Annotated in this window: 20 protein-coding genes and 1 other RNA gene; 19 read left to right on the top strand and 2 right to left on the bottom strand. The window is 49.8% G+C overall.

Translation table 11 applies throughout. From position 1 onward, the window contains the following. Positions 1-374: 374 nt before the first annotated feature. From ppdK to KCG48_RS03135, 15 genes are all read left to right on the top strand, one after another. The gene (gene ppdK / locus KCG48_RS03065; protein WP_211799839.1) at positions 375-3,008 is read left to right on the top strand and encodes a pyruvate, phosphate dikinase; all 2,634 of its coding nucleotides are present in this window, start codon (positions 375-377) and stop codon (positions 3,006-3,008) included. Between the two features lie 269 nt (positions 3,009-3,277). Further along, entirely contained in the window at positions 3,278-4,303 is a 1,026-nt protein-coding gene (locus KCG48_RS03070; protein ID WP_211799840.1) for a deoxyguanosinetriphosphate triphosphohydrolase, read from the top strand. Between the two features lie 48 nt (positions 4,304-4,351). Next, the gene (gene dnaG / locus KCG48_RS03075) at positions 4,352-6,091 is read left to right on the top strand and encodes a DNA primase (RefSeq protein WP_211799841.1); all 1,740 of its coding nucleotides are present in this window, start codon (positions 4,352-4,354) and stop codon (positions 6,089-6,091) included. 274 nt (positions 6,092-6,365) lie between these two features. Continuing rightward, positions 6,366-7,469 (top strand): RNA polymerase sigma factor RpoD, encoded by a 1,104-nt coding sequence (rpoD, locus tag KCG48_RS03080; RefSeq protein ID WP_269142402.1) that lies wholly within the window; start codon positions 6,366-6,368, stop codon positions 7,467-7,469. 100 nt (positions 7,470-7,569) lie between these two features. After that, a complete protein-coding gene (locus tag KCG48_RS03085; protein WP_211799842.1) occupies positions 7,570-8,457 on the top strand; it encodes a PH domain-containing protein in 888 nt (295 codons plus the stop codon). Between the two features lie 46 nt (positions 8,458-8,503). After that, positions 8,504-9,202, top strand: a complete 699-nt coding sequence (locus KCG48_RS03090) for a tRNA (adenine(22)-N(1))-methyltransferase (protein ID WP_269142397.1) — start codon at positions 8,504-8,506, stop codon at positions 9,200-9,202. A gap of 7 nt (positions 9,203-9,209) precedes the next feature. Next, the gene (locus KCG48_RS03095; RefSeq protein WP_211799844.1) at positions 9,210-9,989 is read left to right on the top strand and encodes a Nif3-like dinuclear metal center hexameric protein; all 780 of its coding nucleotides are present in this window, start codon (positions 9,210-9,212) and stop codon (positions 9,987-9,989) included. An 82-nt stretch (positions 9,990-10,071) separates the two neighbouring features. After that, an RNA gene (rnpB, locus tag KCG48_RS03100) (RNase P RNA component class A) lies at positions 10,072-10,410 on the top strand. A 524-nt stretch (positions 10,411-10,934) separates the two neighbouring features. Further along, a complete protein-coding gene (locus KCG48_RS03105) occupies positions 10,935-12,071 on the top strand; it encodes an MATE family efflux transporter (protein ID WP_331000366.1) in 1,137 nt (378 codons plus the stop codon). 719 nt (positions 12,072-12,790) lie between these two features. Next, on the top strand, positions 12,791-14,389 hold the full coding sequence (locus KCG48_RS03110) for a PTS transporter subunit EIIC (RefSeq protein WP_211799845.1): 1,599 nt from the start codon (positions 12,791-12,793) through the stop codon (positions 14,387-14,389). 79 nt (positions 14,390-14,468) lie between these two features. Then, on the top strand, positions 14,469-15,158 hold the full coding sequence (locus KCG48_RS03115) for an N-acetylmannosamine-6-phosphate 2-epimerase (protein WP_211799846.1): 690 nt from the start codon (positions 14,469-14,471) through the stop codon (positions 15,156-15,158). Positions 15,159-15,200: 42 nt separating this feature from the next. Beyond that, the gene (locus KCG48_RS03120) at positions 15,201-16,055 is read left to right on the top strand and encodes a MurR/RpiR family transcriptional regulator (protein ID WP_211799847.1); all 855 of its coding nucleotides are present in this window, start codon (positions 15,201-15,203) and stop codon (positions 16,053-16,055) included. 249 nt (positions 16,056-16,304) lie between these two features. Next, the gene (locus KCG48_RS03125; RefSeq protein WP_211799848.1) at positions 16,305-17,909 is read left to right on the top strand and encodes a gamma-glutamyltransferase family protein; all 1,605 of its coding nucleotides are present in this window, start codon (positions 16,305-16,307) and stop codon (positions 17,907-17,909) included. Between the two features lie 8 nt (positions 17,910-17,917). Then, a complete protein-coding gene (locus tag KCG48_RS03130; protein WP_211799849.1) occupies positions 17,918-18,481 on the top strand; it encodes a chromate transporter in 564 nt (187 codons plus the stop codon). Between the two features lies 1 nt (position 18,482). Beyond that, positions 18,483-19,058 carry a chromate transporter gene (locus tag KCG48_RS03135; protein WP_230976983.1) on the top strand — a complete coding sequence of 192 codons (576 nt, stop codon included), beginning with the start codon at positions 18,483-18,485 and terminating at the stop codon, positions 19,056-19,058. A 70-nt stretch (positions 19,059-19,128) separates the two neighbouring features. Here the strand turns inward: KCG48_RS03135 and KCG48_RS03140 are convergent, their stop codons facing one another. Together KCG48_RS03140 and KCG48_RS03145 are read right to left on the bottom strand one after the other, a co-directional pair. Continuing rightward, a complete protein-coding gene (locus KCG48_RS03140) occupies positions 19,129-20,079 on the bottom strand; it encodes a DUF7916 family protein (protein ID WP_211799850.1) in 951 nt (316 codons plus the stop codon). Between the two features lie 190 nt (positions 20,080-20,269). Beyond that, positions 20,270-20,989: a helix-turn-helix transcriptional regulator gene (locus tag KCG48_RS03145; RefSeq protein ID WP_211799851.1), complete on the bottom strand. Its 720-nt coding sequence runs from the start codon at positions 20,987-20,989 to the stop codon at positions 20,270-20,272. A gap of 179 nt (positions 20,990-21,168) precedes the next feature. Here KCG48_RS03145 and KCG48_RS03150 point away from each other — a divergent pair, with 179 nt between their 5' ends. The 4 genes from KCG48_RS03150 to KCG48_RS03165 all read left to right on the top strand — a co-directional run bounded on the left by KCG48_RS03150 (position 21,169) and on the right by KCG48_RS03165 (position 24,885). Next, positions 21,169-22,119, top strand: coding sequence for an ABC transporter permease (locus KCG48_RS03150; RefSeq protein WP_211799852.1), 951 nt, complete (start codon positions 21,169-21,171; stop codon positions 22,117-22,119). Further along, the gene (locus KCG48_RS03155; protein ID WP_211799853.1) at positions 22,116-23,060 is read left to right on the top strand and encodes an iron chelate uptake ABC transporter family permease subunit; all 945 of its coding nucleotides are present in this window, start codon (positions 22,116-22,118) and stop codon (positions 23,058-23,060) included. Before KCG48_RS03150 ends, KCG48_RS03155 begins: the two co-directional genes overlap by 4 nt. Continuing rightward, on the top strand, positions 23,057-23,854 hold the full coding sequence (locus tag KCG48_RS03160) for an iron ABC transporter ATP-binding protein (protein ID WP_211799854.1): 798 nt from the start codon (positions 23,057-23,059) through the stop codon (positions 23,852-23,854). The genes KCG48_RS03155 and KCG48_RS03160 overlap by 4 nt, the downstream gene beginning before the upstream one ends. A gap of 62 nt (positions 23,855-23,916) precedes the next feature. Next, positions 23,917-24,885 (top strand): siderophore ABC transporter substrate-binding protein, encoded by a 969-nt coding sequence (locus tag KCG48_RS03165; RefSeq protein WP_211799855.1) that lies wholly within the window; start codon positions 23,917-23,919, stop codon positions 24,883-24,885. Positions 24,886-24,959: the final 74 nt, after the last annotated feature.

The raw sequence follows: 24,959 nt of genomic DNA on the forward strand, positions 1-24,959 counted from the left end.
CATACTGAATGCCTTCGCGATTCTTGGTTACTTTTACAAACATACCTTATTATATCATATACAACCGTATACAACAAGAGAAATAATAAGAAAACCCCTGATTTTCTTTGGGATATCAGGGGTTTCGTCGCAGATGTCTTAAAGAAACTGTCAAAGTCGGGTTTTTAGCACAGTCTGAAGTCGTTTAACCCCCTTGTTTTACAACATAAGTTAATAATATGAAAATCCGATGAAATCATATACATTTTACGGGGCTCCTGTGTTATAATGTACAGGGATTTTGGTATACAGAAAGAGAGAGAAATCTGTATTCCGCCGAGTTTCGGGTCCCAAGTCAAAGTTCATCAATCAATCATTGAAAGAGAGGGAAATCTATGTCAAAGAAGTATGTCTACCTTTTTCATGAAGGTGACGCATCCATGAAAAACCTCCTCGGAGGTAAGGGCGCCAATCTTGCAGAAATGACGAACCTGGGAATTCCAATTCCAAAGGGATTCACGGTCACTACAGAAGCCTGCAATAAATACTATGATGACGACAAGGTCATAGCTCCGGAAATTATCAATGAAATTCATCACACCATGAGTCAGCTGGAAGCTGCCACCGGAAAAACCTTCGGTGGAGAAGTCAATCCACTGCTGGTCTCCGTGCGTTCCGGTGCCAGAGCATCCATGCCTGGCATGATGGACACCATTCTTAATCTGGGTCTCAATGACAAAACTGTAGAAGTTTTGGCCAAAGAAACCAACAATGAGCGATTTGCCTATGACTCCTACCGAAGATTCATCATGATGTTCGGTGATGTGGTCATGGAAATCCATAAGAAGGACTTTGACGCCATTCTGGAAGAAATGAAGGAAGCCAAGGGCGTTCATCTGGATACGGAACTGACTGCCGAAGATCTGAAGGAACTGGTTCTTCAGTTTAAAGCATTCTACCGAAGCCAGAAGGGAACCGATTTCCCCCAGGATGCCCGTGAGCAGCTCATCGAGGCTGTAACGGCCGTATTCCGCAGCTGGGACAATCCCCGCGCCAACGTCTACCGCAGACTCAATGATATTCCTTCCAGCTGGGGAACCGCTGTAAATGTTCAGGAAATGGTCTTCGGAAACAAGGGAGATACATCAGGATCAGGCGTAGCCTTCTCCAGAAACCCTGCCACCGGAGAGAAGAAGATTTTCGCCGAGTATCTGATGAATGCCCAGGGCGAAGACGTGGTTGCCGGTATCCGGACCCCATCGCCCATTGAAGAACTGGAAAAGCAGATGCCCGAAACCTACAAGCAGTTTATGGACATCGTGAATACCCTGGAAAATCACTACCGTGATATGCAGGATATGGAATTCACCATTGAAGAAGGAAAGCTCTACTTCCTCCAGACCCGTAACGGCAAGAGAACTGCCCAGGCAGCGCTGAAGATTGCTGTGGATATGGTTGAAGAAGGTCTGACCACCAAGGAAAAAGCCATTCTCATGCTGGATCCCAAGCAGCTGGATACGCTTCTTCACCCCGCTTTCAATCAGGAAGAGATGAAGAACCATCCCGTCATTGCCACAGGACTTCCCGCTTCCCCAGGCGCTGCCACGGGTAAGATTGCGTTCACCGCACAGGAAGCCAAAGAAAGACATGAAGCCGGCGAAATGGTGGTACTGGTTCGCCAGGAAACCTCACCGGAAGATATTGAAGGCATGATCGCCGCAGAAGGCATTCTCACCGTCCGTGGCGGAATGACTTCCCACGCTGCCGTTGTAGCTCGTGGCATGGGCGCATGCTGCGTAGCCGGAGCTGGAGCCATCAAGGTGGACGAAAAGAAGAAGACCATGACGGTAAACGGCAAGGTCTACGGCACAGAGGACTACATTTCTCTGGACGGATCCACCGGAAACGTCTATGAGGGCAAGATTGAAACCGTGGAACCGGAAATCTCCGGACACTTTGGAACCTTCATGGGCTGGGCTGATGAAATCCGCAGCCTGAAGGTCAGAACCAATGCCGATACTCCCCATGATGCCGCCCAGGCGGTGAAGTTCGGTGCAGAAGGCATCGGCCTGACCCGTACGGAGCATATGTTCTTTGCTGAGGACAGAATCTTCATCATGAGACAGATGATCGTGGCCAGAACCGAGGAAGCTCGCCGGGCTGCCCTGGAGAAACTCCTGCCCATGCAGAAGAGCGACTTCAAGGGAATCTACAAGGCCATGGAAGGCCGTGCGGTGACCATCCGCTTCCTGGATCCACCACTGCATGAATTCCTCCCCACCCATCCCGAGGAAATTGAAGAGCTGGCAGCAGCCCTGAATGTAACCACCGATGAGCTCAATGGCGTCATCACGGATCTTCATGAGTTCAACCCCATGATGGGACACCGTGGATGCCGTCTGGCCGTTTCCTATCCGGAAATCGCCGAGATGCAGACCAGAGCGGTCATTGAGGCTGCCCTGGAAGTTAACGCTGAGATGGGCTGGAATATTGTTCCAGAAATCATGATCCCGCTGGTGGGTGAAGTGAAGGAACTGAAGTACGTGAAGAACATCGTGGTGAAGACCGCCGATGCCATCATCGCGGAGCAAGGCGCAGAGCTGAAGTACCTGGTGGGAACCATGATTGAGATCCCCAGAGCCTGCATGACTGCGGATGAGATTGCCACCGAAGCTGATTTCTTCTCCTTCGGCACCAACGATCTGACCCAGATGTCCTTCGGCTTCTCCAGAGACGATGCCGGAACCTTCCTGAAGCACTACTATGAAAAGAAGATTTACGACTTTGATCCCTTTGCCAAACTGGACCAGGATGGCGTAGGCAAGTTCGTGAAGACCGCCGTTACCTTGGGAAGAGGCGAAAAGCCAACCCTCAAGCTGGGCGTTTGCGGAGAGCATGGTGGAGATCCCTCCTCCGTGGAATTCTTCCACAACATCGGACTGGATTATGTATCCTGCTCCCCCTTCCGCGTGCCCGTGGCCAGACTGGCTGCAGCGCAGGCTGAAGTAAAGAATCCCCGCAAAAAATAAATCCTCATTCCGGAAACCGGATGTACACCGGATTTCGGAATAGAGGTCATGAGAAGGGTCCTGTTTCCCCGAAAGGGAAAACAGGACCCTTTTTTCGCCAAGGAAGTCTGCCCCTTTGGAAAAGAGCACGATCAAGGGAGTAGGCCCAGGGAAGGCTGTGGTATAGAATAAGAAGAAATAACTAAAATAGTATTGTGCTATACCACTTTCTATGAAATTAAAGGGTTAAGGAAAGATATGTGGAATAATGAAAGCATGGAGGTGTTACTTTGACGGTTAGAGAAAAAATTGAACGACATGAAGAACTGACCCTGATCCCCCAGGCCTGTTTCTCGAAAAACTCCCGGGGAAGAGAGCGGTTTGAAGAACTGGACTCGTACCGCACTTGTTTTATGCATGACCGCGACCGGATCATCCACTCCAAATCCTTTCGGCGATTGAAGCACAAGACGCAAGTCTATATTAAGACCTCCGGGGACCACTATCGTACAAGGCTCACCCATACACTGGAAGTTTCGCAGATTGCCCGGACCATTGCCCGGGGGATTTCGGTCAATGAGGATCTGGTGGAAGCCATCACCCTGGGGCATGATATCGGTCATGTGGCCTTTGCCCACAACGGCGAAGAAGTTCTGGCAGAGCGGATCCCGGAGGGCTTCCGACATAACGAGCAGTCCGTCCGTGTGCTGAAGAAGCTGGAGAAAGACGGCCAGGGACTCAACATCACCGTGGAGGTGTTGGATGGGATCCTCCACCACAGTGGGCTCAAGAGCGGTACCATTTCGGAAACGCTGGAAGGGCAGATCGCCCGTTTTGCCGACAAGATCGCTTATGTCAATCATGACATTGACGACTCCATTCGTGCAGGTCTTTTGTACATGGAGGATCTTCCCCAGGAGTTTATCCAGATGCTGGGCACAACACACAGCAAACGTATTGATACCCTGGTTCGAAACATTGTGGACCGGACCAACAGCAATCTGGAAAAAGGAGTTCTCCAGGTGGAACTGGAAGAGGATATTTTTGACGCCCTCTACGGCCTCCGGGCATTTCTGTTCAAAAAAATCTACACGGGAGAGCATCTTAAAGAGGAGCGGGATAAGGCAAAATTTGTCCTGCACAAACTCTTCGATTACTACCTGGAACATGTGGAGGCGATGCCGGGACTTTATGGGGCCATCGCGGAAGAAGAAGGAAAGATCCGGGCTGTGGCGGACTATATCGCGGGAATGACCGATGATTATGCCATCATCACCTTCAACCAGATCTATGTTCCCAAAATTGTTATTTACTGACATTAATGTTATAATATTCATTTGGGATGAGAGAAAAGGGTGATATAATTGAACATCTCTGAAGAGATAATTGAAAAAATCAAAGAAGGCAACGACATCGTGGATATTATCTCTGAGAGCGTGAAACTCAAGAGGGTTGGACGGAATTACTGGGGGCTGTGCCCCTTTCACAGTGAGAAAACCCCCTCCTTCAGCGTGACCCGGGATAAACAGATTTTTAAATGCTTTGGCTGCGGGGAAGGCGGAAACGTCATTACCTTCATCATGAAACACCGGAATCTGGAGTTTCACGAAGCCTTGAAGTTCCTGGCCGAGCGGGCGAACATTACGTTGGAAGAAAGCCCCGAGCGAAAGCGGGCCCAAGACCGGCAGGACATTTATTACCGAATGCATGTGGAAGCGGCGCGTTTTTTCTTCAAGAATCTGCAGAATCAGCCAGAAATTCGCCAGTATCTTTATCAGCGGGGAATGACGGATCACACCATCCGAACCTTTGGATTGGGCTTTGCTCTGAATTCCTGGGACAGCCTTTTGAAATACCTGAAGGCCATGAATTTCCGGGAGGAAGATATCGTTCTTTGCGGCTTAGCCACCAAAAACGAAAAGGGAAAGATTTATGACCGGTTTCGTAACCGGGTGATCTTCCCGGTTTTTGATCAGCGGGGACGGGTCATCGCCTTTGGCGCAAGAGTTATGGATGATTCAAAACCCAAATACCTGAACTCCCCAGAAACCCCCATTTTTCACAAGGGCACCAATCTCTACGGATTGAACTTTGCGCTGAAAAACAGCAAGGAGAAAAGCCTGATTATTGTGGAAGGGTACATGGACTGCATCAGTCTCAGCCAGGCAGGCATCAAAAATGTGGTGGCATCCCTGGGCACGGCCCTGACAAAAATTCAGGCCCGGCTCCTGAAACGCTACGCCGAAGAAGTCTACATCAGCTATGACGCTGACAATGCCGGGCAGATGGCCACGGTTCGCGGACTGGACATTCTTCGCGAAGAGGGCGTTTCGGTGAAGGTGGTGCTGATCCCCAAGGGGAAAGACCCCGATGATTTTGTGAAGTCCGAGGGAAAAGACAGTTTTTTAGCCCTCTTGGATCATGCGCTCCCCCTGGTGGACTATAAGATGCAAAAAGCCAAAGAAGGCCTGAATCTTCGATCGGAAGAGGGAAGAATCAGCTATGCCCGCAAGGTGGTGGAGATTCTGAATGAGCTGGATCCCATCGAAAAGGATGTGTATCTGCAGAAGGTCAGCGAAGACACCGGCATTGCCGAAAGCACCCTCCTCAGTCTCATGAAGGGCGGCACGGAAGAAAATCGTCCCCTGGAAATCATGACCATGGAGCGGCCGGTGCATATGGAATCGGCCCACGTGAAGGCGGAACGGGCCCTGCTGAAGATTCTTGCTCTGGGAAGCGCCTATGCGCGGACAAGACTGCACCGGGAGGATTTTGTCCTGGAGAGTCACCAGCGGATCTTTGACACCCTCATGGCTTATGAGGGTCCCCCGGACAATGTGTGGGCCCATGTGGAAAGCCGCTGCAGGGATCTGGAGTCCTCCAAAGAGTGGACCATGATCACGGAAATGGTGGAGATTCCTGATATTGATGTGGATATCCTCATCGATGATTTCATGAAAACCATCAACCACTATAAAAATCTCATGAGTCAGAAAAAACTGATGGAAGACATCCGAGAACTGGATAAAAAAGGGCAGACCAAGGAATCCTTGGAACTGGCCATGAAGCTCATCGAGCTTCAGAAGACATTAGGGAGGTATTGAAATGGCAGCGGAGAAGAAGGAGAAAAAGACAACGACAAAGCCTCAGGGGGAAGAGACAACAAAGGTGATGGCAGAAGAGGCAACCCTGGAGAAGGAAGCGGCAGTGAAGCCGGTTAAAAAAACCAAGAAGGCAAAGCCTGCAGCAGATGAGGTGGAGATGAATGACGCTCTGCCGGAAGAAAAATCGGCGGCTAAGCCTGTGAAAACGGGAAAGAAAAAAGCTGTGAAAGCGGAAAAGGCTGTGGATGTGGAAGCCGAGGATGAAATAGTTGCCTTGGAGGACGATGACGATTCTTCCGATAAGCCGGAGAAGAAGGTCCACGATAAAGAGTTCCAGATGAGTGTGGTTAAGCGCCTCATCGAAAAAGGAAAAAAGAGCGGGAGCATCACCGAGAAGGAAATTCTCGATGAGCTTCAGGAGATTGATCTGACTCCCGATCAAATCGATAAAATCTATGAGACCCTGGAAGGGCTGAACATCGAGATCATGGGCGACCTGGAAGAGGAAGAGGAAGAGACTGAAGTGGATCTTTCCGTTCCCGAAGGTGTAGCCATCGATGATCCCGTCCGAATGTATCTCAAGGAGATTGGTAAGGTTCCGCTGTTGACCTCAGATCAGGAAGTGGCCCTGGCCAAGCGCATTGAAGCGGGCGATGAAGAAGCCGCCAAGCAGCTGGCGGAAGCGAACCTGCGGCTGGTAGTTTCCATTGCCAAGCGATATGTGGGACGAGGAATGCTGTTCCTGGATCTGATTCAGGAAGGAAATTTGGGCCTCATTAAGGCCGTGGAAAAGTTTGATTTCACCAAGGGATTCAAATTCTCCACCTATGCCACCTGGTGGATCCGTCAGGCCATCACCCGTGCCATTGCCGATCAGGCCAGAACCATCCGTATTCCTGTTCATATGGTGGAAACCATCAATAAGCTGATCCGCGTGGAAAGACAGCTCCTGCAGGAACTGGGGAGAGCTCCCCAGCCGGAAGAAATTGCGGAAATCATGGAGATGCCTCCAGAGAAGGTTCGGGAGATCATGAAGATCGCCCAGGAACCTGTTTCCCTGGAGACTCCCATCGGTGAAGAGGAAGACAGCCATCTGGGAGATTTCATTCCGGATGATGATGCCTTGGCCCCGGCAGAGGCCGCAGCCTTCACCATGCTCAAGGAGCAGCTCATCAGCGTTCTGGACACCCTGACTCCTCGGGAGGAAAAGGTGCTCAGACTTCGATTTGGACTGGATGATGGCCGTTCCAGAACCTTGGAGGAAGTGGGCAAGGAGTTCAATGTGACCCGAGAAAGAATTCGGCAGATTGAAGCCAAGGCGCTGCGTAAGCTGCGTCACCCCTCCCGCAGCAAAAAACTGAAAGACTATCTCGATTAGGGATGAACAAGGCAGCTTCGGCTGCCTTTTCTCATGGAGGAAAACGTGAAACAGACTGAGCAGAGCCATGGTCCTGTGTTATAATGGCAGTAGGTGATCGATGATGACATTCAAACCGGAGAAGTCGAATTTTCTTCAAAACCTATTCTTTTTTGTCCTGATTTTGCTGATCTTTGCGGGAAGCATTCTGCGCAGTGCGGAAGATGTGCTGACCAAAAGTCTCATGATGATCATCATTTTAGGGGCGCTTCTTTACACCGCCTATATTTCCATTTTTCTCCATACCCTGCAGTACCGGATCGGGGAAAAGCACATCACCATCGGAACCGGATTTAAGTTCACCGATGAGCGTGTTTCTTTGGAGGAAATTGTCTATTGCACCCAGCGGATTACCCTGATCAACCAAAGCGGATGGACAGGGCTTTTCAGCAAGCGTTTTTCTGTGGGGGAAGGATACATTGAAGGGATCGGAAAAGTAAAAATGTATATTACCAGTTCCAAGAAAGCCATCTATTTTGGAACGGAAAAAGGCAATTATGCCATTTCTCCGGAGAATCCGGATGCGTTTATGGAAGAGCTACGAAAACGGCATGTGCGGGAAGAATTCCGTGTACGGGAAGTCCTGGAAAAGGATCTCCAGGAGAGCGAAAACAAAATGCGGAAAATTTTTGTCTTTAACTCCATCCTGATTCTCCTGATAGTGGAAGTTCCCATCGTTCTTTTCTATCTGCATTTTCTTCCTCCGTTTATCGCCGTGGGCCGTCTGAATGCAGATATTCTCTCCTATATTCCGGCTCGGGTGTACGTGGACCGAATGATCCTCTATGCCCTGATGAATTTTGCCCTGTCGGTGGGAACCTTTATTCTTGCCCGCATGTACTCCCGGGTGGACCGGGTGTACTATTACCGCGTCATGGCGTTCCCCGTGGCGGTGACTTTTTTTCTGATCCTTTCTTTGGCGAGCACAATCATCGCCATTTTTGTGTAAAATCTATGTTAGAATGTAACTGAGTAAAGCATATTGAGGAGAGATTATGGACTTAAGCCCTAGACTAATGAAGATTGTGGATATGATTCCCCCAACGGATGTGGTGGCGGACATCGGAACCGATCACGGTTATGTTCTCATCGAACTGCTCCGTCAGAATAAAATCAAAACAGGCATTGCCTCCGACAATAAAGTGGGTCCCCTGGACAAAGCGAAAATGAATGCAGCAGAAGCCGGGGTAAAGGTCAACATGCAGTTTACCCTGGGAAACGGTCTGGAAACCCTGAAAGGGCTTCCCGTGAATGGTGCCGTCCTTGCGGGGATGGGCGGGGTACTCACCCGGGACCTTCTGGAAAAAGACTTGTCTGTGGTGAAGGAACTGGATTTTCTCCTGCTCCAGCCGGCTCAGAATCCGGAGGTGCTTCGGGAATACCTGTATAACGGACCCTTCACGATTTTGGATGAAGCGCTCATCCGGGAGGAGCGGCGTTTCTATGAGGCGTTTCTCGTCTGCTACTGTGATCATCCGGAAAAAATGGCAGAATACGTAAACTATCTCGTGGGGGAACGGCTGATCCAAAACCAAGATCCCTTGCTTCCGGATTTTCTCGAGGAGAAGATCCGGGAAGGGGAAGCGATTTTAGCCAAGCTAGAGCTAAACTCAGAAAGTGCGCAAATCAGGCAGCAAGTGCTGACTGCCCGAATAAAGGATTTAAGGAGATTGAAAGATGACTGTGCTGGTTAGGGATTTCATGAAACTGATCGAATCGCATGCGCCCGTATCCTACAAGGAAGATTATGACAACGTGGGTCTCATGGTGGGAAGTGAGGAAGATGTTATTCAGGGAATCCTCTTCTCCATGGACACGACCAATGCCGTCATTGGGGAAGCAAAAAGACTGGGAGCGAACCTCATCGTCTCGCACCACCCCATGCTTTTTGTCAAACCGTCCACGATCACGGATTCTCATCTTCAGGGCCGAAAAATCATTGAACTGATTCGCAGTGGGATCAATGTCTATGCGGCACACACGAATCTGGACTCGGTGAAGGATGGAATGAATGATACTTTAGTCCGGATGTTTGAATACATTGATTTTGACATTCTGGATCAGTGTTCCTTTGACTACGATTCCGGGATCGGACGCATGGTGTATCTCCGTCGGGCGGTAAAACTGTCGGACTTCATCAAGAAAACCAAAACGGTTCTGGGGATAGAGAATCTTCGTTATTCCGGAGATCTCAACCAGACTGTTCGAAGGGTGGCCATCATCAACGGCAGCGGCCAGAGTTATTTCAAAAAAGCCGTGGCTGAAGGGGCGGATTGCATCCTCACGGGGGACACCACCTATCATCATGTGCAGGAGCTGGAGGAACAGGGGATTGCCGTGGTGGATCCCGGGCATTTTGCCTCGGAGCAGCAGGTGTTCTATAACCTGATGAAACGCATGGTCAAGGAGTTTATTGCCGGTCATGGGGAACTTCCCGTCTATTTCAGCGAAGTGGAGCGGGATCCCTTCAAGTTTATTTAACGGCCATTCGATCGTTTGGTTTCGGATCTCCGAGCGAAAGGTTCATTGGACAAATGCCAGAACTTCTGGTATCATGGTTTAGCAAGTAAGCCAGATAATCGCTGCTGACTATGTCAGGAGAGGAAAGTCCGAGCATCGTAGAGCAGGGTGCTGGGTAACTCCCAGTGAGGGTGACCTTAAGGAAAGTGCAACAGAGAGATACCGCCTCGTAAGGGGCAAGGGTGGAAAGGTGAGGTAAGAGCTCACCAGCGCAATGGTGACTTTGCGGCTATGTAAACCCCACTTGATGCAAGGCCGAATAGAGGGACATGTAGAGGCTGCTCGTCTCGTCTCCGGGTGCGCCGCTGGAGCCATACAGAAATGTATGGCCTAGATAGATGATTATCAAATACAGAACTCGGCTTATAGACTTACTTGCACCATTGAAAATAGCCCCTTGCGGGGCTTTTTCTTTTGGGAAAAATCCGATTTGCCAAGAAAAAATAGAATATAGAAGAGAATAAACTGCTTGTAGGGTTGTTAGTCCTTGAGAATAGATGAAGATGGAATATACCTAGCATCATGCAAATTAAGACAAAAATAAAGATCGTAATATGTTATCATTAGAGAGTATGTTTTTTGGGGAAAGCGGGTATATACGCAGTTCGATCATTGGATGACAGCTGCAGCCGGTTAGAGGCTAGCTAAAAAACAGAGAAATACTGAAGAGATGAGGCATGAAAGGAAGTAAAAAAAATTGACGGAACAGAAATCTAGAATGGGTACTGAAAAAATAGGGTCATTGATGCGGAGCTTATCAATACCTACGATCATTGCCCAGGTCATCAATGTCCTTTACAATATTGTGGATCGTATGTATGTAGGACATATTGATGAAATTGGATCCATTGCATTGACAGGCTTAGGTGTAGCGCACCGCTGATTTTGATTATTTCAGCATTTAGCATGTTTGTTGGTGGCGGAGGCGCACCTCTGGCTGCAATTGCCTTAGGACGAAATCATAAGGAAGAAGCTGAAAAGATTTTAGGTACAGGTGTGGTAATACTGACGATCATCTCTGTTTTCTTAACGATAACAGTGTTTGTTTTTAAGAAACCGTTACTTTATATGTTTGGAGCCAGCAATAGCACCTATCAATACGCGAACACATATACGAGCATATATTTGTTAGGAACGCTGTTTGTACAGTTTGCCTTGGGACTTAATCTGTTTATCACATGCCAAGGACAATCGACGATCGCCATGACATCTGTATTAATTGGAGCGATTACGAATATTATTTTAGACCCGATCTTAATTTTCGGCTTTCATCTGGGGGTTAGCGGTGCGGCCATAGCGACTGTACTATCCCAGGCGCTAAGTGCCGCTTTCGTCATGCATTTCCTGATTTCGAAGAAATCAGTAATTCAAATCAAAAGAAAATGCTTGAAGATGGATTTTGAGATCGCAAAGAAAATCGTCTCTTTAGGCGTTTCTTCGTTTGTAATGCAAGTTACAGAATCAGCAATCCTGATTGTGTTCAACACTGGATTATTACGCTATGGCGGTGATATTTACGTTGGAGCGATGACGATTATGCAAAGTGTGATGCAATTAGTGATTGTTCCTATTCAAGGGTTCACACAGGGGGTGCAACCTATCATTAGCTATAATTATGGGGCAGGCCGGTTTGATCGAGTAAAAGAAGTGATGAAACTATCTTTACGGGTAACGTTCGGAACAACATTTTGCTATTATGTTTTGGTCTTGTTCATTCCGCACCTGTTTGCTGGAGTTTTTACCCCGAATGGTGAACTGATCGCATTAGTATCAAAGCTACTACCAATTTTCATGGGTGGGCTTTGGCTTTTTGGAATCCAAATGTCTGCGCAGATGTTTTTCGTCGGAACTGGACAAGCCCGTAAATCCTTGTTCATTGCTCTTTTAAGAAAGGTATTTATCTTGATACCATTAGCGCTGTTGCTTCCGCATTTTCTTGGTGTTATCGGTATATTTTATTCAGAGCCCATTGCTGATCTTATTTCTGCCACGACTTCAGGAGTCTTATTGTTCTTTAGCTTAAGGAGGCTGAATGAACTGTAGAACAGTTGCATTGCAGATGGTTTCATCGGTCAGGTAAATTAATCGGGATGAGAATATCGGCGAGTACAAGCGAAAATACCAATCGGAAAAGAGATCAAAGGAACGCTATATCAGACACCACCAGTTGGGATTATTGCGTAGTTATGATGATTCAATCGTCTCCACCGACATTGATGATGACGACCACAAGACAGGCGAATTTGGGGTTTTTCTTGAGATTTTTTTCCGCCTTGGGGAAATTTTAATATATTTCGGGAAGTCCTCATCAGTTAATGAACTACATCAAAGCATTGATTTTAATGGGTTACTGGGGATTGATCGGATAGGATATTCCAGGAAATTAACACCTGTTTCAAAAACGGAACTCAGCTTATAGACTTACGAGTACCACGGATACAAGCTCCTTCGGGGGCTTTTTCTTTTGGGGAAAAATGATTTGCCATCTTTTTACTAGGTTTATCTTGTTGAGGGGAAATTGCGGCAGACGGTAACATAAAAAAATAGGGGAGTAGCGGTGACTATAGACTATTCCAGGGGCTATCCTGATGTTTAAGAAGATTTGGATCAGGAAAGAGGATTGGCAATAATTTTCGTTAAGAATATATTTATGAAAATATTTTCCAAAATGTATTGAAACCGATAAACAGAAATGGTAATCTCAAAACATGGATGACGAATAGGTCATCTCGCCATAATCAATTTTTATTTGGAGGTCTATTATGTTTGAAAAGCTTCAGCGTCTTGGAAAATCATTTATGATTCCCATCGCGGTTCTGCCCATTGCTGGTATTATGCTGGGTGTCGGTGCTGCCTTCACCAACAGCTTGATGATTGAAACCTATGGTCTGCAGTGGCTCCTGGGCGAAGGAACCATACTGAACTACATCCTGAGCACCATGGGAACCATCGGAAATGTTATTTTCGGAAGTCTTCCCCTGATCTTTGCCGTGGGAATTGCTTCCGGGCTCGCCATGCAGGAAAAGGGTGCTGCCGGACTTTCTGCCGCCATTGGCTTTGTGGTTATGCACTCGGTCATCGGCAAAGTTCTCGGCTTCCTGGGCCATACTCCAGCCACCACCACGGCGGATTATTTCCTCTCCCAGGGCATGACTGTGCTGGAAGCAGCTAAGCAGTCCAATGTCTATGGTTATGAGCTGGGCATGTTCTCCGTGAAAATCGGCGTTCTGGGCGGCATTATCATCGGAATTGTTGTGGCAGTGCTGACCAACAAGTACTACGACAAGAAGCTGCCGGAAGCCCTGTCCTTCTTCTCCGGTGTCCGATTTGTCCCCATCATCAGTGTGCTGGCGGCTAGCATCATTGGTGCCATCATTCCCTTCATCTGGCCCTACATCCACTTGGGCATCTCCACTTTTGCGGAGTTCTTTGGAAAAACAGGACCTGTGGGAATTTTCTTCTATGGATTCTTCATGCGTCTTCTCAATATTTTCGGTCTTCATCATGCCATTTACCCCCTGTTCTGGTTCACATCCCTGGGCGGGGAAATGGAAGTGGCGGGAAAGCTGGTTCAAGGGGGACAGAACATCTTCTTTGCGCAGCTGGCTGATCCCAACACCCTTCGCTTCAGCCCAGAAGGCACCAAGTACTTCATGGGAGGCTATCTCCCCATGATGTTCGGTCTTCCTGCAGCAGCCCTGGCCATGTATCATACGGCGGATTCCAAGAAAAAGAAAATGGTAGGCGGACTGCTCTTTTCCGCAGCGCTGACCTCTTTCCTCACCGGAATCACGGAACCCATTGAGTTTACCTTCCTCTTTGTGGCCCCAGTTCTCTATGGAATCCATGCCCTGCTGGAAGGATTGGCTTATGCTATTCTGTATGCACTGAAAGTCGCCGTCGGGGTAACCTTCTCCCGCGGAATCATCGACTTTACCTTGTTCGGACTGATCCAGGGAAATGCCAAGACCAACTTTATCTGGATCCTGATCTTGGGAATCCCCACTGCGCTGATTTACTACTATGTCTTCAAGACCCTGATCCTGAAGTTCAACTTGAAAACACCGGGTCGTGGCGAGGAGGAAGAGGTAAAGCTCTACTCCAAGAAAGATGCCATGATGAAAGACATGGATATCGAAGAAGTCATTGAAGCCCTGGGCGGTCGGGAGAATCTGGCCGAAGTGGACGCCTGCATCACGCGTCTTCGCGTTACGGTGAAAGATGCCTCCAAAGTGGCCGATGATGCCACATGGAAATCCAAGCTCAAGGCAAAGGGTGTCTTCCGCAAAGGAAATGGGGTTCAGGTGGTTTATGGAGCCCTGGCTGAAATCCTAAAAAATGAGATCAATAAGGTAAAGTAAACCGGATGAGGAAGTCTCCATGCTCCAAGGGGGCATGGAGATCTTTGTCCCGTTAAAGGAGGTAGCATTTAGCGAAGATATGAGAAGTCGAGAAGAAATTATGGAAGCTATCCGGGGAAAGGTCGTGGTCTCCTGCCAGGCACTGCCGGATGAACCCCTCCACAGTTCCTATATCATGGGCCGAATGGCCTATGCCGTTTCCCTGGCGGGAGCCCAGGGCATCCGCGCCAACAGTGTGGAGGACATTCAGGAGATCAAAAAAACTGTGGATCTGCCCATCATCGGCATCATCAAGAAGGTCTATGGGGACAATCCCGTGTTTATCACTCCCACCATGGCAGAAATTGATGCCCTGGCTCAGGAAGGGGTAGATATCATTGCCTTGGATGCCACAAAGCGGGTGCGACCTGATGGAACTACCATTGAAACCTTATTCCCCGAGGTTCGGGCAAAATATCCGCAGCAGCTCTTCATGGCGGATTGCTCCACCTTTGAGGAAGCGAAAACCGCAGCCGAGCTGGGATTTGACTTTGTGGGAACCACCCTGGCGGGGTACACGGCGTATACCCAGGACCGGCCCCTGCCGGATCTGGCACTGATGCAGGAAATCGTCGAGAAGATCAGCACACCCCTCATCGCGGAAGGCGGAATTTCCACACCGGAAGAGCTGCGGGAAGTGATGAAGCTGGGAGTCTTTTCCGCGGTGGTAGGCTCAGCCATCACCCGTCCTCTGGAAATCGCAAAAAGATTTATCGCTGCAGTTCAATAAAGGCGGTTTGCTGTGCTAAAGTAGGGAAGGGAGGTGCAACCGTTGAAAATCAATGATATCTATTCCACCATCGAAACGCTCTATAACACCTTTACGAAATCCGAGAAAAAGATCGCGGACTATACCTTGAGCCATCGGGAAAAGATCATGTACATGTCCATCACCGAGCTTTCCGATGCCTGCAGTGCCGGAGAGGCCAGTATCTTCAGATTCTGTAAAACCTTGGGACTTCGGGGCTATCAGGAGTTTAAGATCGCTTTAGCCAACAGCATTAGCGAAGATCAGAGCAGTCAGAAGATTTACAGCAGCATCCATGAGGGAGATTCGCTGGAGGAGATTTCCGAAAAGGTAAAGAATGCCAATCTTTCGGCCATTGAAAACACTTATTCGCTTCTCGATTATGAGGATCTAAAAACCGCTGCCGGTTATCTGCTTTTTGCAGACCATATCCGGTTCTTTGGGGTAGGTGCTTCCTACACCACGGCTTTGGAGGGACATATTAAGTTTCTTCGAATCACCAACAAGAGCAGCTGCACCTTTGACTCCCATCTGCAAGCCATGACGGCATCGCTCATGGGCGAAAAGGAAGTGGCCGTGATCATCTCCTTTTCCGGCCAAACCAAGGATACAGTGGAAGTGGCCATGGAGGCAAAGAAATCAGGGGCCAAGGTTATTGCCATCACCCGGTACCAGAAGTCTCCACTGGCGGAATATGCCGATGTGGTGCTCCTGACGGGAGCCATGGAAGGTCCTTTCCAGGGCGGTTCCACCTCCGCCAAAGTGGCACAGCTGTATTTGCTTGACCTTCTCTATATGCAATATTATCTGCACAGTTTTCAGGAAAGTGAGATCAATAAGGAACAGACCCTTCAGTCTGTGGTCCCCAAACTCTATTAATTCGAGGGGATAAGAAAGCAGGCAGCCCGGGAGGCTGCCTGCTTTCTTATCGGATGAAGGAGAAATTCTTGAAAAATGGTTCGGCGAAGTCCATGGCTCGGGGAAGTTGAGGGGGAAAAACGTTCAGAACAGGAACATTTCCCCGGGAATGCGTTATAATGATACTGTGTCATTGGCCCCAGGGGCTGAGGACGGTGGAATTATTCCCATCTTCGGATGACAGCATGATTTGCACTAAGGAGGACAACGATGTTTTTTAATCCCCATCATCAACCTTATCCTTCCCAAAGACTGACCCTCAGCGCTCGCCGCGGCGTGGTAGCCACTGGAAATGCCCTGGCTTCCCAGGCTGGACTGGATATGCTCAAGAAGGGGGGCAATGCTGTGGATGCCGCCATTGCCACGGCCGCATGCCTTACCGTGGTGGAACCCACGGCCAATGGCATCGGCAGCGATAACTTTGCGTTGGTGTGGATGAGCAGCAAACTCTATGGAATGAACTCCAATGGTCCTTCACCCCAAGGGATTTCCCTGGATGCGGTGAAGAAGAGTCACGACAAAATGCCGGTCCACGGCTGGACACCGGTGACGGTACCGGGAGCACCGAAAGGATGGGCTAGTCTTTCTCGCCGTTTTGGAAAACTGACCCTTCTGGAATGCCTAACGCCCGCCATCGAGTATGCGGAAAAAGGCTTCCCCTTGGCACCCAACACTGCTAAGATGTGGCAGCAGGCCTATGACCGGTATGTGGAGCTTTTTGGCGATAAACCGGAGTATGCAGAATGGTTCAAGACCTTTTCGTTTAATGGAAAAGCTCCGGAACCCTTTGAGATTGTAAAGTTGCCTAACCACGCCCGAACTCTCCGTCTCATCGGAGAAACCAACGGGGATTCCTTTTATAAAGGAGAACTAGCCGAACAGATTGAAAAGGATTCGATCACCCACGGAGGATATCTGCGAAAGAGAGATCTGGAAGCCTTTGAATCCGCCTGGGTGGAACCGCTCTCTGTGAATTACCGCGGTTATGACGTGGTGGAGCTCCCCCCCAGCGGACAAGGGATGGTGGCCCTCATGGCGCTCAATATTTTCCAGAACCGGGAAGTGAAGAAAATCGATACCGCCTACTACCATGACATGTTTGAAGCCATGAAGATGGCCTTCGCCGATGGGATGCACTACATAACCGATCCGAAGCTCATGAACATGGACCCTCAGGCACTTCTCTCCCCGGAGTACGGGAAGAAACGGTTCAGTCAGATCACTGAAGATGCGCGGATTCACAGCGCTGATGACCCGTATACCAGCGGAACCGTATATCTTAACTGCGCCGATGAGGAGGGGAACATGGTCTCCATGATCCAGTCCAACTACATGGGTTTTGGCAGCGGGATTGTGGTGAAGGATACCGGAATTTCTCTGCAAAATCGTGGAGCGGATTTCAAGTTCGATGAAAATCATGTGAACTGTCTTGCGCCAGGAAAAAAGACATATCACACAATTATCCCCGGGATGCTGCTGAAGGAAGGACAGTGCGTGGGTGTTTTTGGAGTCATGGGCGGATATATGCAGCCCCAAGGGCATTTCCAGGTGGTATCCCATCTTCTCGACTTCCAGGAAAATCCCCAGATGGCCCTGGATGCACCGAGGTGGCAGTGGATTCGGGAAAAAACTTTTAAAGTGGAACCCGGGTTTGATCCCCAGATCATCGAGGAGCTCAAACTTCGGGGGCACGATGTGCAGGTGGAGGAAGACCGCACCCACTTTGGCCGGGGGCAGATCATCCTAAAGCTGGATAACGGGGTTTACGCCGTAGGGACCGAGTCCCGCACCGACAGCAATGTGGCGCTATATTAGGAGGTAACATGAAAAAACAGATTTCGTTGTGGGAAATATTCTTCACGTTTTTTAAAATAAATGCCTTCACCTTTGGCGGAGGGTACACCATCGTTCCCGTCATCCGCGATGAGTTCATGAAGAAGAAGGGGCTCATCGACGAAGAGGAGATGCTCAGCCTCGTGGCCCTGGCCCAGAGCGGCCCAGGGGCCATGGCCATCAGTACCTCACTGCTCACGGGCTATCGTCTCCGGGGCTGGAAAGGGGCCATCAGCGCTCTCTTGGCTTCGGTGCTTCCCTGTCTCATCATCATTACGGTGATCTTTTATTTCTATGAGGCCTTTTCTACGAATTTTTGGGTGAAATCGGCCCTTCTGGGTATGGGCGGCGTCATCAGCGCCGTGCTGTTCCTCACGGTTTTCGATATGGGGAAAGCGGCGCTGAAGAAGCACACCTACTTTGCCCTCACCCTCATGATCGGGGCGTTTGTGGCCAGCTACTTCTTCAAGATCCACACCATTCTCATCATTCTCTCCCTGGCCCTGCTGGGACTCTTAACCTTCACCCTGGTCGACGAAGGGAAGGTGAAGTAGGATGATGGCACTGCTTGAACTTTATTGGGTATTTGTCCAGATCGGAGCCTTTGCCTTTGGCGGCGGCTATGCGGTTCTTCCTCTGATCCAGCGCTTTGTGGTGGAGGAGCGGGGATGGCTGAACATGAAGGAGATGACAGATCTGGTCTCCATCTCCCAGATGACGCCAGGCCCCATCGCCATCAACTCCGCCACTTTTGTGGGCACCAAAGTGGCGGGAATCCCGGGAGCCATTGTGGCGACCCTTGGAAATGTAACCCCTCAGTTTATCCTCATGATGATCTTAGCGTTCTTCATCTTCCGCGACAAGAAGATCGGATTTCTGGATAAGATGCTCAAAGGGCTGAAGCCCGGCATTGTTGGCCTCATTGCCATCGCTGCCATCAGCATGTTTAAAAGCTCCCTCTTTGAAGGGGGCGTGATCTCCCTTTCCGGTCTCAGCGTTGTGGCGGCCGCGGCCTTTGTGACGGGCTTTGTGCTGAAGCTCTGGAAACGCTTTGACCTCATTGTGCTGATCCTTCTGGGCGCGGTGATGGGGGTCGTGGGCAATCTGCTCCTTGTGGGCTTCCCCTCGTAAGGAATCCTCACAACAAAAAATCTCTTGCAGTGTTTCTGCAAGAGATTTTTGTTGCACAGATTTTCTTTTTTTAGCGATGGGCTGAACGGGCCATGCGGCGATAGGTATGCCGCTTACCCCGCATGGTGATGGACATGCGCATGAGGTTTTCCGGAGGGGTCATACCAGAGACTCCAGCATCACCGCTGTGCTGAATGTCCGCCCCAGCCATCTTGGCCATGAGGGCTACCTGCTCAATATAGGATTCGGTGGCCCCTTCCTGGCTGGTGCCCACGGTGGTGAGTACCAGGGCTCCATGGCGGTGAATCATCTCCGCGAACTTTCCCACCCGTTCCACCGTAAATCCCGGCACCGTGCCGGGGGCAGGGAGGAGGATAATATCTGCGCCTGCGGTGACAAAGCTTTCGATGACGGACTCATCATAAATGTTTCCGGCACCGGCACCATGCATTTTTCCGGCCACAATGACGGTGTCTTCACCGAGAATCTTTTTCGCCCGAAGGATGCCCTGACGGATTCCTTCACTGGTGACTCCGGTTTTCGGGTTTGCCGTGATGACAATATAGTCAAAGCCCAGCTCCTTCACCCGCATGAGATTTTCTTCGGAGCAGTGAAGACCCGATGGATAATCGCTGCCTTCGGGTACCGGTTCCAGGTTCACGCCGATAAAACGGCCCAGCATGCGCTTAAACTTTCGGATATAGTCGGGATCCACCCGGTTCGCATTAACCTTCTCTCCAATCTTTTCCGCGTAGCCAGCTAAGTTTCCATAAGCAGAGAAATCCCTATCGTCATAACCGAAGATAAAGGGGGCATCAAAGCTGAAGGTGTTCAGGGTCACCATATCCGCACTGAAGGCGGCAGCGGTCTCCGGGTTCGAAATCCCATCCAGCAACGGGAAAGTGGTGATGATGGTTTCCGCCATAAGCGTTCGGCCCTCACTGGTCCGGATGGTTTCCAGCAGTTCTTTTCCCCGGATGGTGAAGTAGTCTGCATAATCGAGATCAAAGATTCGCTTCATGTTGATTCCTCCATTGGTTTCTGTAGTTTGGTTTTATTGTAGCACACCCAGGGAGGAGAGGGGAGAGCTGCTAGGCAGGGATTGCTAAGGGAAAGAGAAAGAAAAGAAGGAGTAGAAGAAAATAAAACATTAAATCTTAAATGATAATAGTTACAAATTAGAATCTTTCCGGTATAATGTAGAAAATAAACTAAGCCAATGCCTTCCGGCGAAACTCCAAAGGGGTCATCTGGGTAATACGCTTGAACATGATGGTAAAGTAGTTCTGGCTGGTGTAGCCCACGGCTAAGGCGATATCCAGGATTGACTTGTCTCCATGGAGGAGCTGACGTTTGCTTTTCTCCACCCGAACGGCATTGAGATACTGGGTAAAGGTCATTTGAGTTTCCTGCTTAAACAGCGTGCAGAAATAGCTCTTGTTGAGCTTGAGCACCTTCACCACATCATTAAGGCCGATGTTTTCCCGATAATGGGCATGGATGAAGTTCATGGCCCGGCGGACATTCAAGCTATAGCAGGCGGCGCAGCCGCTCTTTTGGCAGGGCTCCGGCTTCAGGGCCTGAACCTCCAGATGAAGATTCTGGAAGTAGCAAATATCGGCATCACAGATCCGCTGAACATCATACTGATCATAGGGGCCGACGACGAGAAAACCGTCCTGGGGTTTCAGCTGGTTGCACTGATAGGCTGTATAGTTAAACCCTTCTGCATTGGAGAGGGTTAATGAGGCGTAGGGGTTCTGCTGGGTTAATTTATCGATGAGATCGGCGATGATCCCATGATCGCCGTATTGATAATGATCACCACCGCTGAAAAGCAGTTTTCCTTCAATTGTATAGGCACTGCAGGGGATGAATGTGCTGGCATAAAAATCCTCCGCCACCTCTTTGGGGTTCCTTTCGATGAGCAAAGTGAACCTCTCCTTTCGTTTACCCAAAAATCGTGATAAAAAAACAAATCACCCAAAAGATAATCATGGGCATTCCTGATATTATAAATGAGAATGATTATCAATTTTGTCATGTTCAATTATAGCAATACAAGAAGTGAGGTGTCAAACATAATGGCATGTGCAAACCATTATCAGCCATGAAGACGCAAAAATTAGGGTTTGCGCTGGTGATCCTTTCTGTTTTGTCACTTTTCCTTGGCGCCAAAAGCATTTCCTTTCAGGATCTGTGGAACGGCGGGGAAATGGAAATCCTGGTGCTCCTGCTGAGCCGGATCCCACGTCTTCTCAGCGTGATCATCACCGGCATGGCCCTGAGCATTTCCGGACTCATCATGCAGCAGGTTACCCGAAACCGGTTTGTCTCGCCTACCACGGCAGCCACCATGGATTCGGCGAAATTTGGGATTCTTCTGGTGATGCTGTTTCTCCCGGGAGCCCCCATGATGGGGAAAATGGCCGTGGCCTTCCTCTTCGCCCTGGCAGGCACCTTCCTCTTTATGATGATTCTTCGGCGGGTGAAGGTGAAGAATGTCATCGTGATTCCTTTGGTGGGCATCATGCTGGGCAACCTCATTGATGCCGTCACTACCTTTGTGGCCTACCGGTTTGATCTGGTCCAGAATGTGAACTCCTGGCTCCAGGGCAGTTTTTCCCTGATCACCAAAGGCCGGTATGAAATTCTCTACATCACCATCCCTTTGGTCATCCTGGCTTATTTTTTTGCCCATCAGTTTACCATCGCTGGCATGGGGGAGGACTTTGCCAAAAACCTGGGCCTTCGTTATGAACTGGTGGTCAACTTGGGTTTGGGTATCGTGGCCCTCATCTCCAGCGCCGTCCTGGTCACCGTGGGCAATATCCCCTTTGTGGGGCTCATTATTCCCAATGTTGTGGCCATGGTTTACGGCGATCACCTGCGAAAGAATTTGAGCACGACGCTGCTCTTGGGAGCCGTGTTCCTCCTTTTATCCGATATCCTGGGTCGATGGGTCATCTATCCCTATGAAATCTCCATTTCCCTCACCGTGGGGGTTCTGGGCGGGATCATCTTCCTCTATCTATTGCTAAAGGGAGGGGATACCCCATGAGAAAAAAACTTCTGCTTTTAACGCTGCTTCTCCTCGTGGGGACAGGGATCTTTCTCTTCCATGACGCCTCTTCGGGCATTTCCGCCTACGCCTTGTCCAGGCGGATCCCCAAGGTGACGGCCTTGATCCTGACCGGATTCTCCATCGCGTCAGCCAGTCTGATTTTCCAGACGGTGTCCGAAAATCGGATCCTGACACCCAGTGTGCTGGGGCTGGACAGTCTCTATGTGTTCATTCAGACCGCCCTGCTTTTCTTTGGGGGGGCCACCCTGCAGGAAAAGTCCTCCGGATCAGGCGAGTTCCTCTTCTCTGTCCTCCTCATGGGACTCTTCAGCGTCCTCCTTTTGCGAACGGTGCTGAAAAAGGTTCAGGGAAATCTTTACCGCATGCTCCTTGTGGGCATTGTCCTGGGGACCCTCCTGCGCAGCGCATCCTCTTATCTCCAGGCGATTCTGGATCCTAATGAGTTTCTCATTCTCCAGGGACAGCTGTTTGCCAGCTTTAACAACATCAACACCCGTGTCCTGACTCTTGCCGCAGGCTTGATCCTTCTGTGCCTCTTCATAATCTCCCGCCATGTTCAGGAACTGGATGTGCTCAGTTTGGGCCGAGACAATGCGGTGAACCTGGGGGTGGCATATCCGGTTTTGGTTCAGCGCATGCTTCTTCTTTCTGCAGTGCTCATTGGCGTATCCACCGCCCTGGTGGGGCCCATTACCTTCCTGGGGATCCTGGTGACCAATCTCGCCCGGGAACTTCTGAAAACCTACCGGCACCGGATTCTGTTGTGGGGATCCATGCTCATTAGCGCTGCAGCGCTGGTTCTGGGGCAGTTTCTGGTGGAACAGGTCTTCAACTTCAACACCCCCATCAGTGTCATGATCAATTTTGTGGGGGGCCTCTACTTCATCTTTCTGCTTATAAGGGAGAATCGGCTATGATTTCAATGAAAAATCTCACGAAGAAATACGGAACGAAAGAAGTGGTCTCCGGGGTTACGCTTCAAGTGGAGAAGGGAATGATCACCTCCTTCATCGGCCCCAACGGTGCCGGAAAGAGTACCCTGCTCTCCATCATCTCCCGACTTATGGACGCCAGCGGGGGGGATGTTCAAATCGAAGGGATTTCCCTGAAGGCGTGGAAGAGCAGTGAGCTGGCGAAAAAAATCAGCATTCTAAAGCAAAATAATGCCGTGGGCGTCCGCCTCACCGTACGGGAACTGGTTTCCTTTGGCCGATTTCCCCATTGCCGGGGAAATCTCACCGAGGAGGATACCGCCATGGTGAACCGGGCCCTGGCCTATATGAAGCTGGAGGAGCTGGAAAACCGTTATCTCCACGAGCTGTCCGGCGGGCAGCAGCAGCGGGCCTACATCGCCATGGTCATCGCCCAGGACACGGAATACATCCTCCTGGATGAGCCGCTGAACAATCTGGACATGAAAAATGCCGTGGAGATCATGAAAATCCTCCGATCTATTGTGGAAGAACTGGGAAAAACCGTCCTCATCGTCATCCACGACATCAATTTTGCATCCTGTTACTCGGACCGCATTGTGGCCCTAAAGGATGGAGAGATCCGCTACCATGATGTGACGGAAAACATCATCAGCAGTGCGGTGCTCAGTGACCTCTATGACATGAAGTTTGAGGTCCATCAGCTGGGCGGGAAAAGGATCTGTACCTATTATGGGGATCCCGTGCCCCCAGTACCCTATATTCAGGCGATTTCCTGAGCATTGCCCCAAATCCGTTAAAGCTTCCATCGGACAATAATTGAAAACAACGAGGTGTAACCATGTTTAAGAATAAAAAGATCCTATTTTCTGCCTTTCTTCTCACCACGCTCCTCACCGTCACCGCTTGCGGCCAGTCGGTGAAAGCTTTCACCCCGGGGGAAACACCGGGAGAAACCCCTCAGGAAGAGTCCTTTAACCTGACCATCCCCCATGAACTGGGGGAAACCAAACTGACGAGACGGCCGGAGAAAGTCGTGGTCTTTGACTACGGACTTCTCGATCTTCTGGATAATCTCCAGGTGGATGTGGCAGGGCTTCCCAAAGCCACCTTGCCAGAGTTTCTGAAGACTTATGATGGAGAGGCTTATGCGGATCTGGGGACCTTGAAGGAACCTGATTTTGAAGCAGTCTACAACCTGGCTCCGGATCTCATTCTCATCTCCACCCGCACCGCAGCGGCCTATGAGGAACTGAGCAAAATTGCTCCTACGGTGTATATTGCCGTGGACAACGCCGACTATATGGGCTCTGTGGAGAAAAATCTGACCCTTTTAGGCGAAATCTTCGGGAAGGAAGCGGAGGCTAAAACCTTGGCATCCACCCTTCAGGAAAAGATCAGCACCATGAAAGAAAAAGTCAGTGCTTTGCAGGAGAACGCCCTCATTATTCTGGCCAATGAAGGGACGCTCAGCGCCTATGGCGCGGTATCCCGATTCGGTCTCATCCATCATGCCCTGGGTTATCAGGAGGCTGATCAGGGGATCGAAGCATCGACCCATGGTCAGAGTGTTACCTTTGAATATATTCTGGAAAAGAATCCGGAGAATCTCTTTGTCATTGACCGTTCCAAAGTAGTGGGCGGACAGGTGGATGCGGTTTCCACAGTGGAGAACGACATCCTGAAGCAAACCGATGCTTTTAAGAATGGAAAGATTTTCTACCTGAATCCTGAAGTTTGGTATATCACTGCCGGCGGATTCACCAGCACCCAGCTGATGCTGGAGGATATGGAAGCCGCCTTGAAATAGAGTGGTGGAGGGGAGATTCGACACCCCGGTTTCCCCTTTTCCCTTTTCTATCCGCTCCTGATGGCCGAAGAAAA

Source organism: Proteiniclasticum sediminis, from assembly GCF_018128025.1.
Taxonomy (GTDB): domain Bacteria; phylum Bacillota; class Clostridia; order Clostridiales; family Clostridiaceae; genus Proteiniclasticum; species Proteiniclasticum sediminis.

What these genes read in the sequence shown, in the direction of transcription:
- KCG48_RS03165 (WP_211799855.1), top strand. Translation starts at nt 23,917, where the DNA reads ATGTTTAAGAATAAAAAGATCCTATTTTCTGCCTTTCTTCTCACCACG.
- KCG48_RS03110 (WP_211799845.1), top strand. Translation starts at nt 12,791, where the DNA reads ATGTTTGAAAAGCTTCAGCGTCTTGGAAAATCATTTATGATTCCCATC.
- KCG48_RS03105 (WP_331000366.1), top strand. Translation starts at nt 10,935, where the DNA reads ATGTTTGTTGGTGGCGGAGGCGCACCTCTGGCTGCAATTGCCTTAGGA.
- KCG48_RS03085 (WP_211799842.1), top strand. Translation starts at nt 7,570, where the DNA reads ATGATGACATTCAAACCGGAGAAGTCGAATTTTCTTCAAAACCTATTC.
- KCG48_RS03155 (WP_211799853.1), top strand. Translation starts at nt 22,116, where the DNA reads ATGAGAAAAAAACTTCTGCTTTTAACGCTGCTTCTCCTCGTGGGGACA.
- ppdK (WP_211799839.1), top strand. Translation starts at nt 375, where the DNA reads ATGTCAAAGAAGTATGTCTACCTTTTTCATGAAGGTGACGCATCCATG.
- KCG48_RS03150 (WP_211799852.1), top strand. Translation starts at nt 21,169, where the DNA reads ATGAAGACGCAAAAATTAGGGTTTGCGCTGGTGATCCTTTCTGTTTTG.
- KCG48_RS03160 (WP_211799854.1), top strand. Translation starts at nt 23,057, where the DNA reads ATGATTTCAATGAAAAATCTCACGAAGAAATACGGAACGAAAGAAGTG.
- KCG48_RS03135 (WP_230976983.1), top strand. Translation starts at nt 18,483, where the DNA reads ATGATGGCACTGCTTGAACTTTATTGGGTATTTGTCCAGATCGGAGCC.
- KCG48_RS03095 (WP_211799844.1), top strand. Translation starts at nt 9,210, where the DNA reads ATGAAACTGATCGAATCGCATGCGCCCGTATCCTACAAGGAAGATTAT.
- KCG48_RS03125 (WP_211799848.1), top strand. Translation starts at nt 16,305, where the DNA reads ATGTTTTTTAATCCCCATCATCAACCTTATCCTTCCCAAAGACTGACC.
- KCG48_RS03090 (WP_269142397.1), top strand. Translation starts at nt 8,504, where the DNA reads ATGGACTTAAGCCCTAGACTAATGAAGATTGTGGATATGATTCCCCCA.
- KCG48_RS03115 (WP_211799846.1), top strand. Translation starts at nt 14,469, where the DNA reads ATGAGAAGTCGAGAAGAAATTATGGAAGCTATCCGGGGAAAGGTCGTG.
- KCG48_RS03130 (WP_211799849.1), top strand. Translation starts at nt 17,918, where the DNA reads ATGAAAAAACAGATTTCGTTGTGGGAAATATTCTTCACGTTTTTTAAA.
- KCG48_RS03140 (WP_211799850.1), bottom strand. Translation starts at nt 20,079, where the DNA reads ATGAAGCGAATCTTTGATCTCGATTATGCAGACTACTTCACCATCCGG.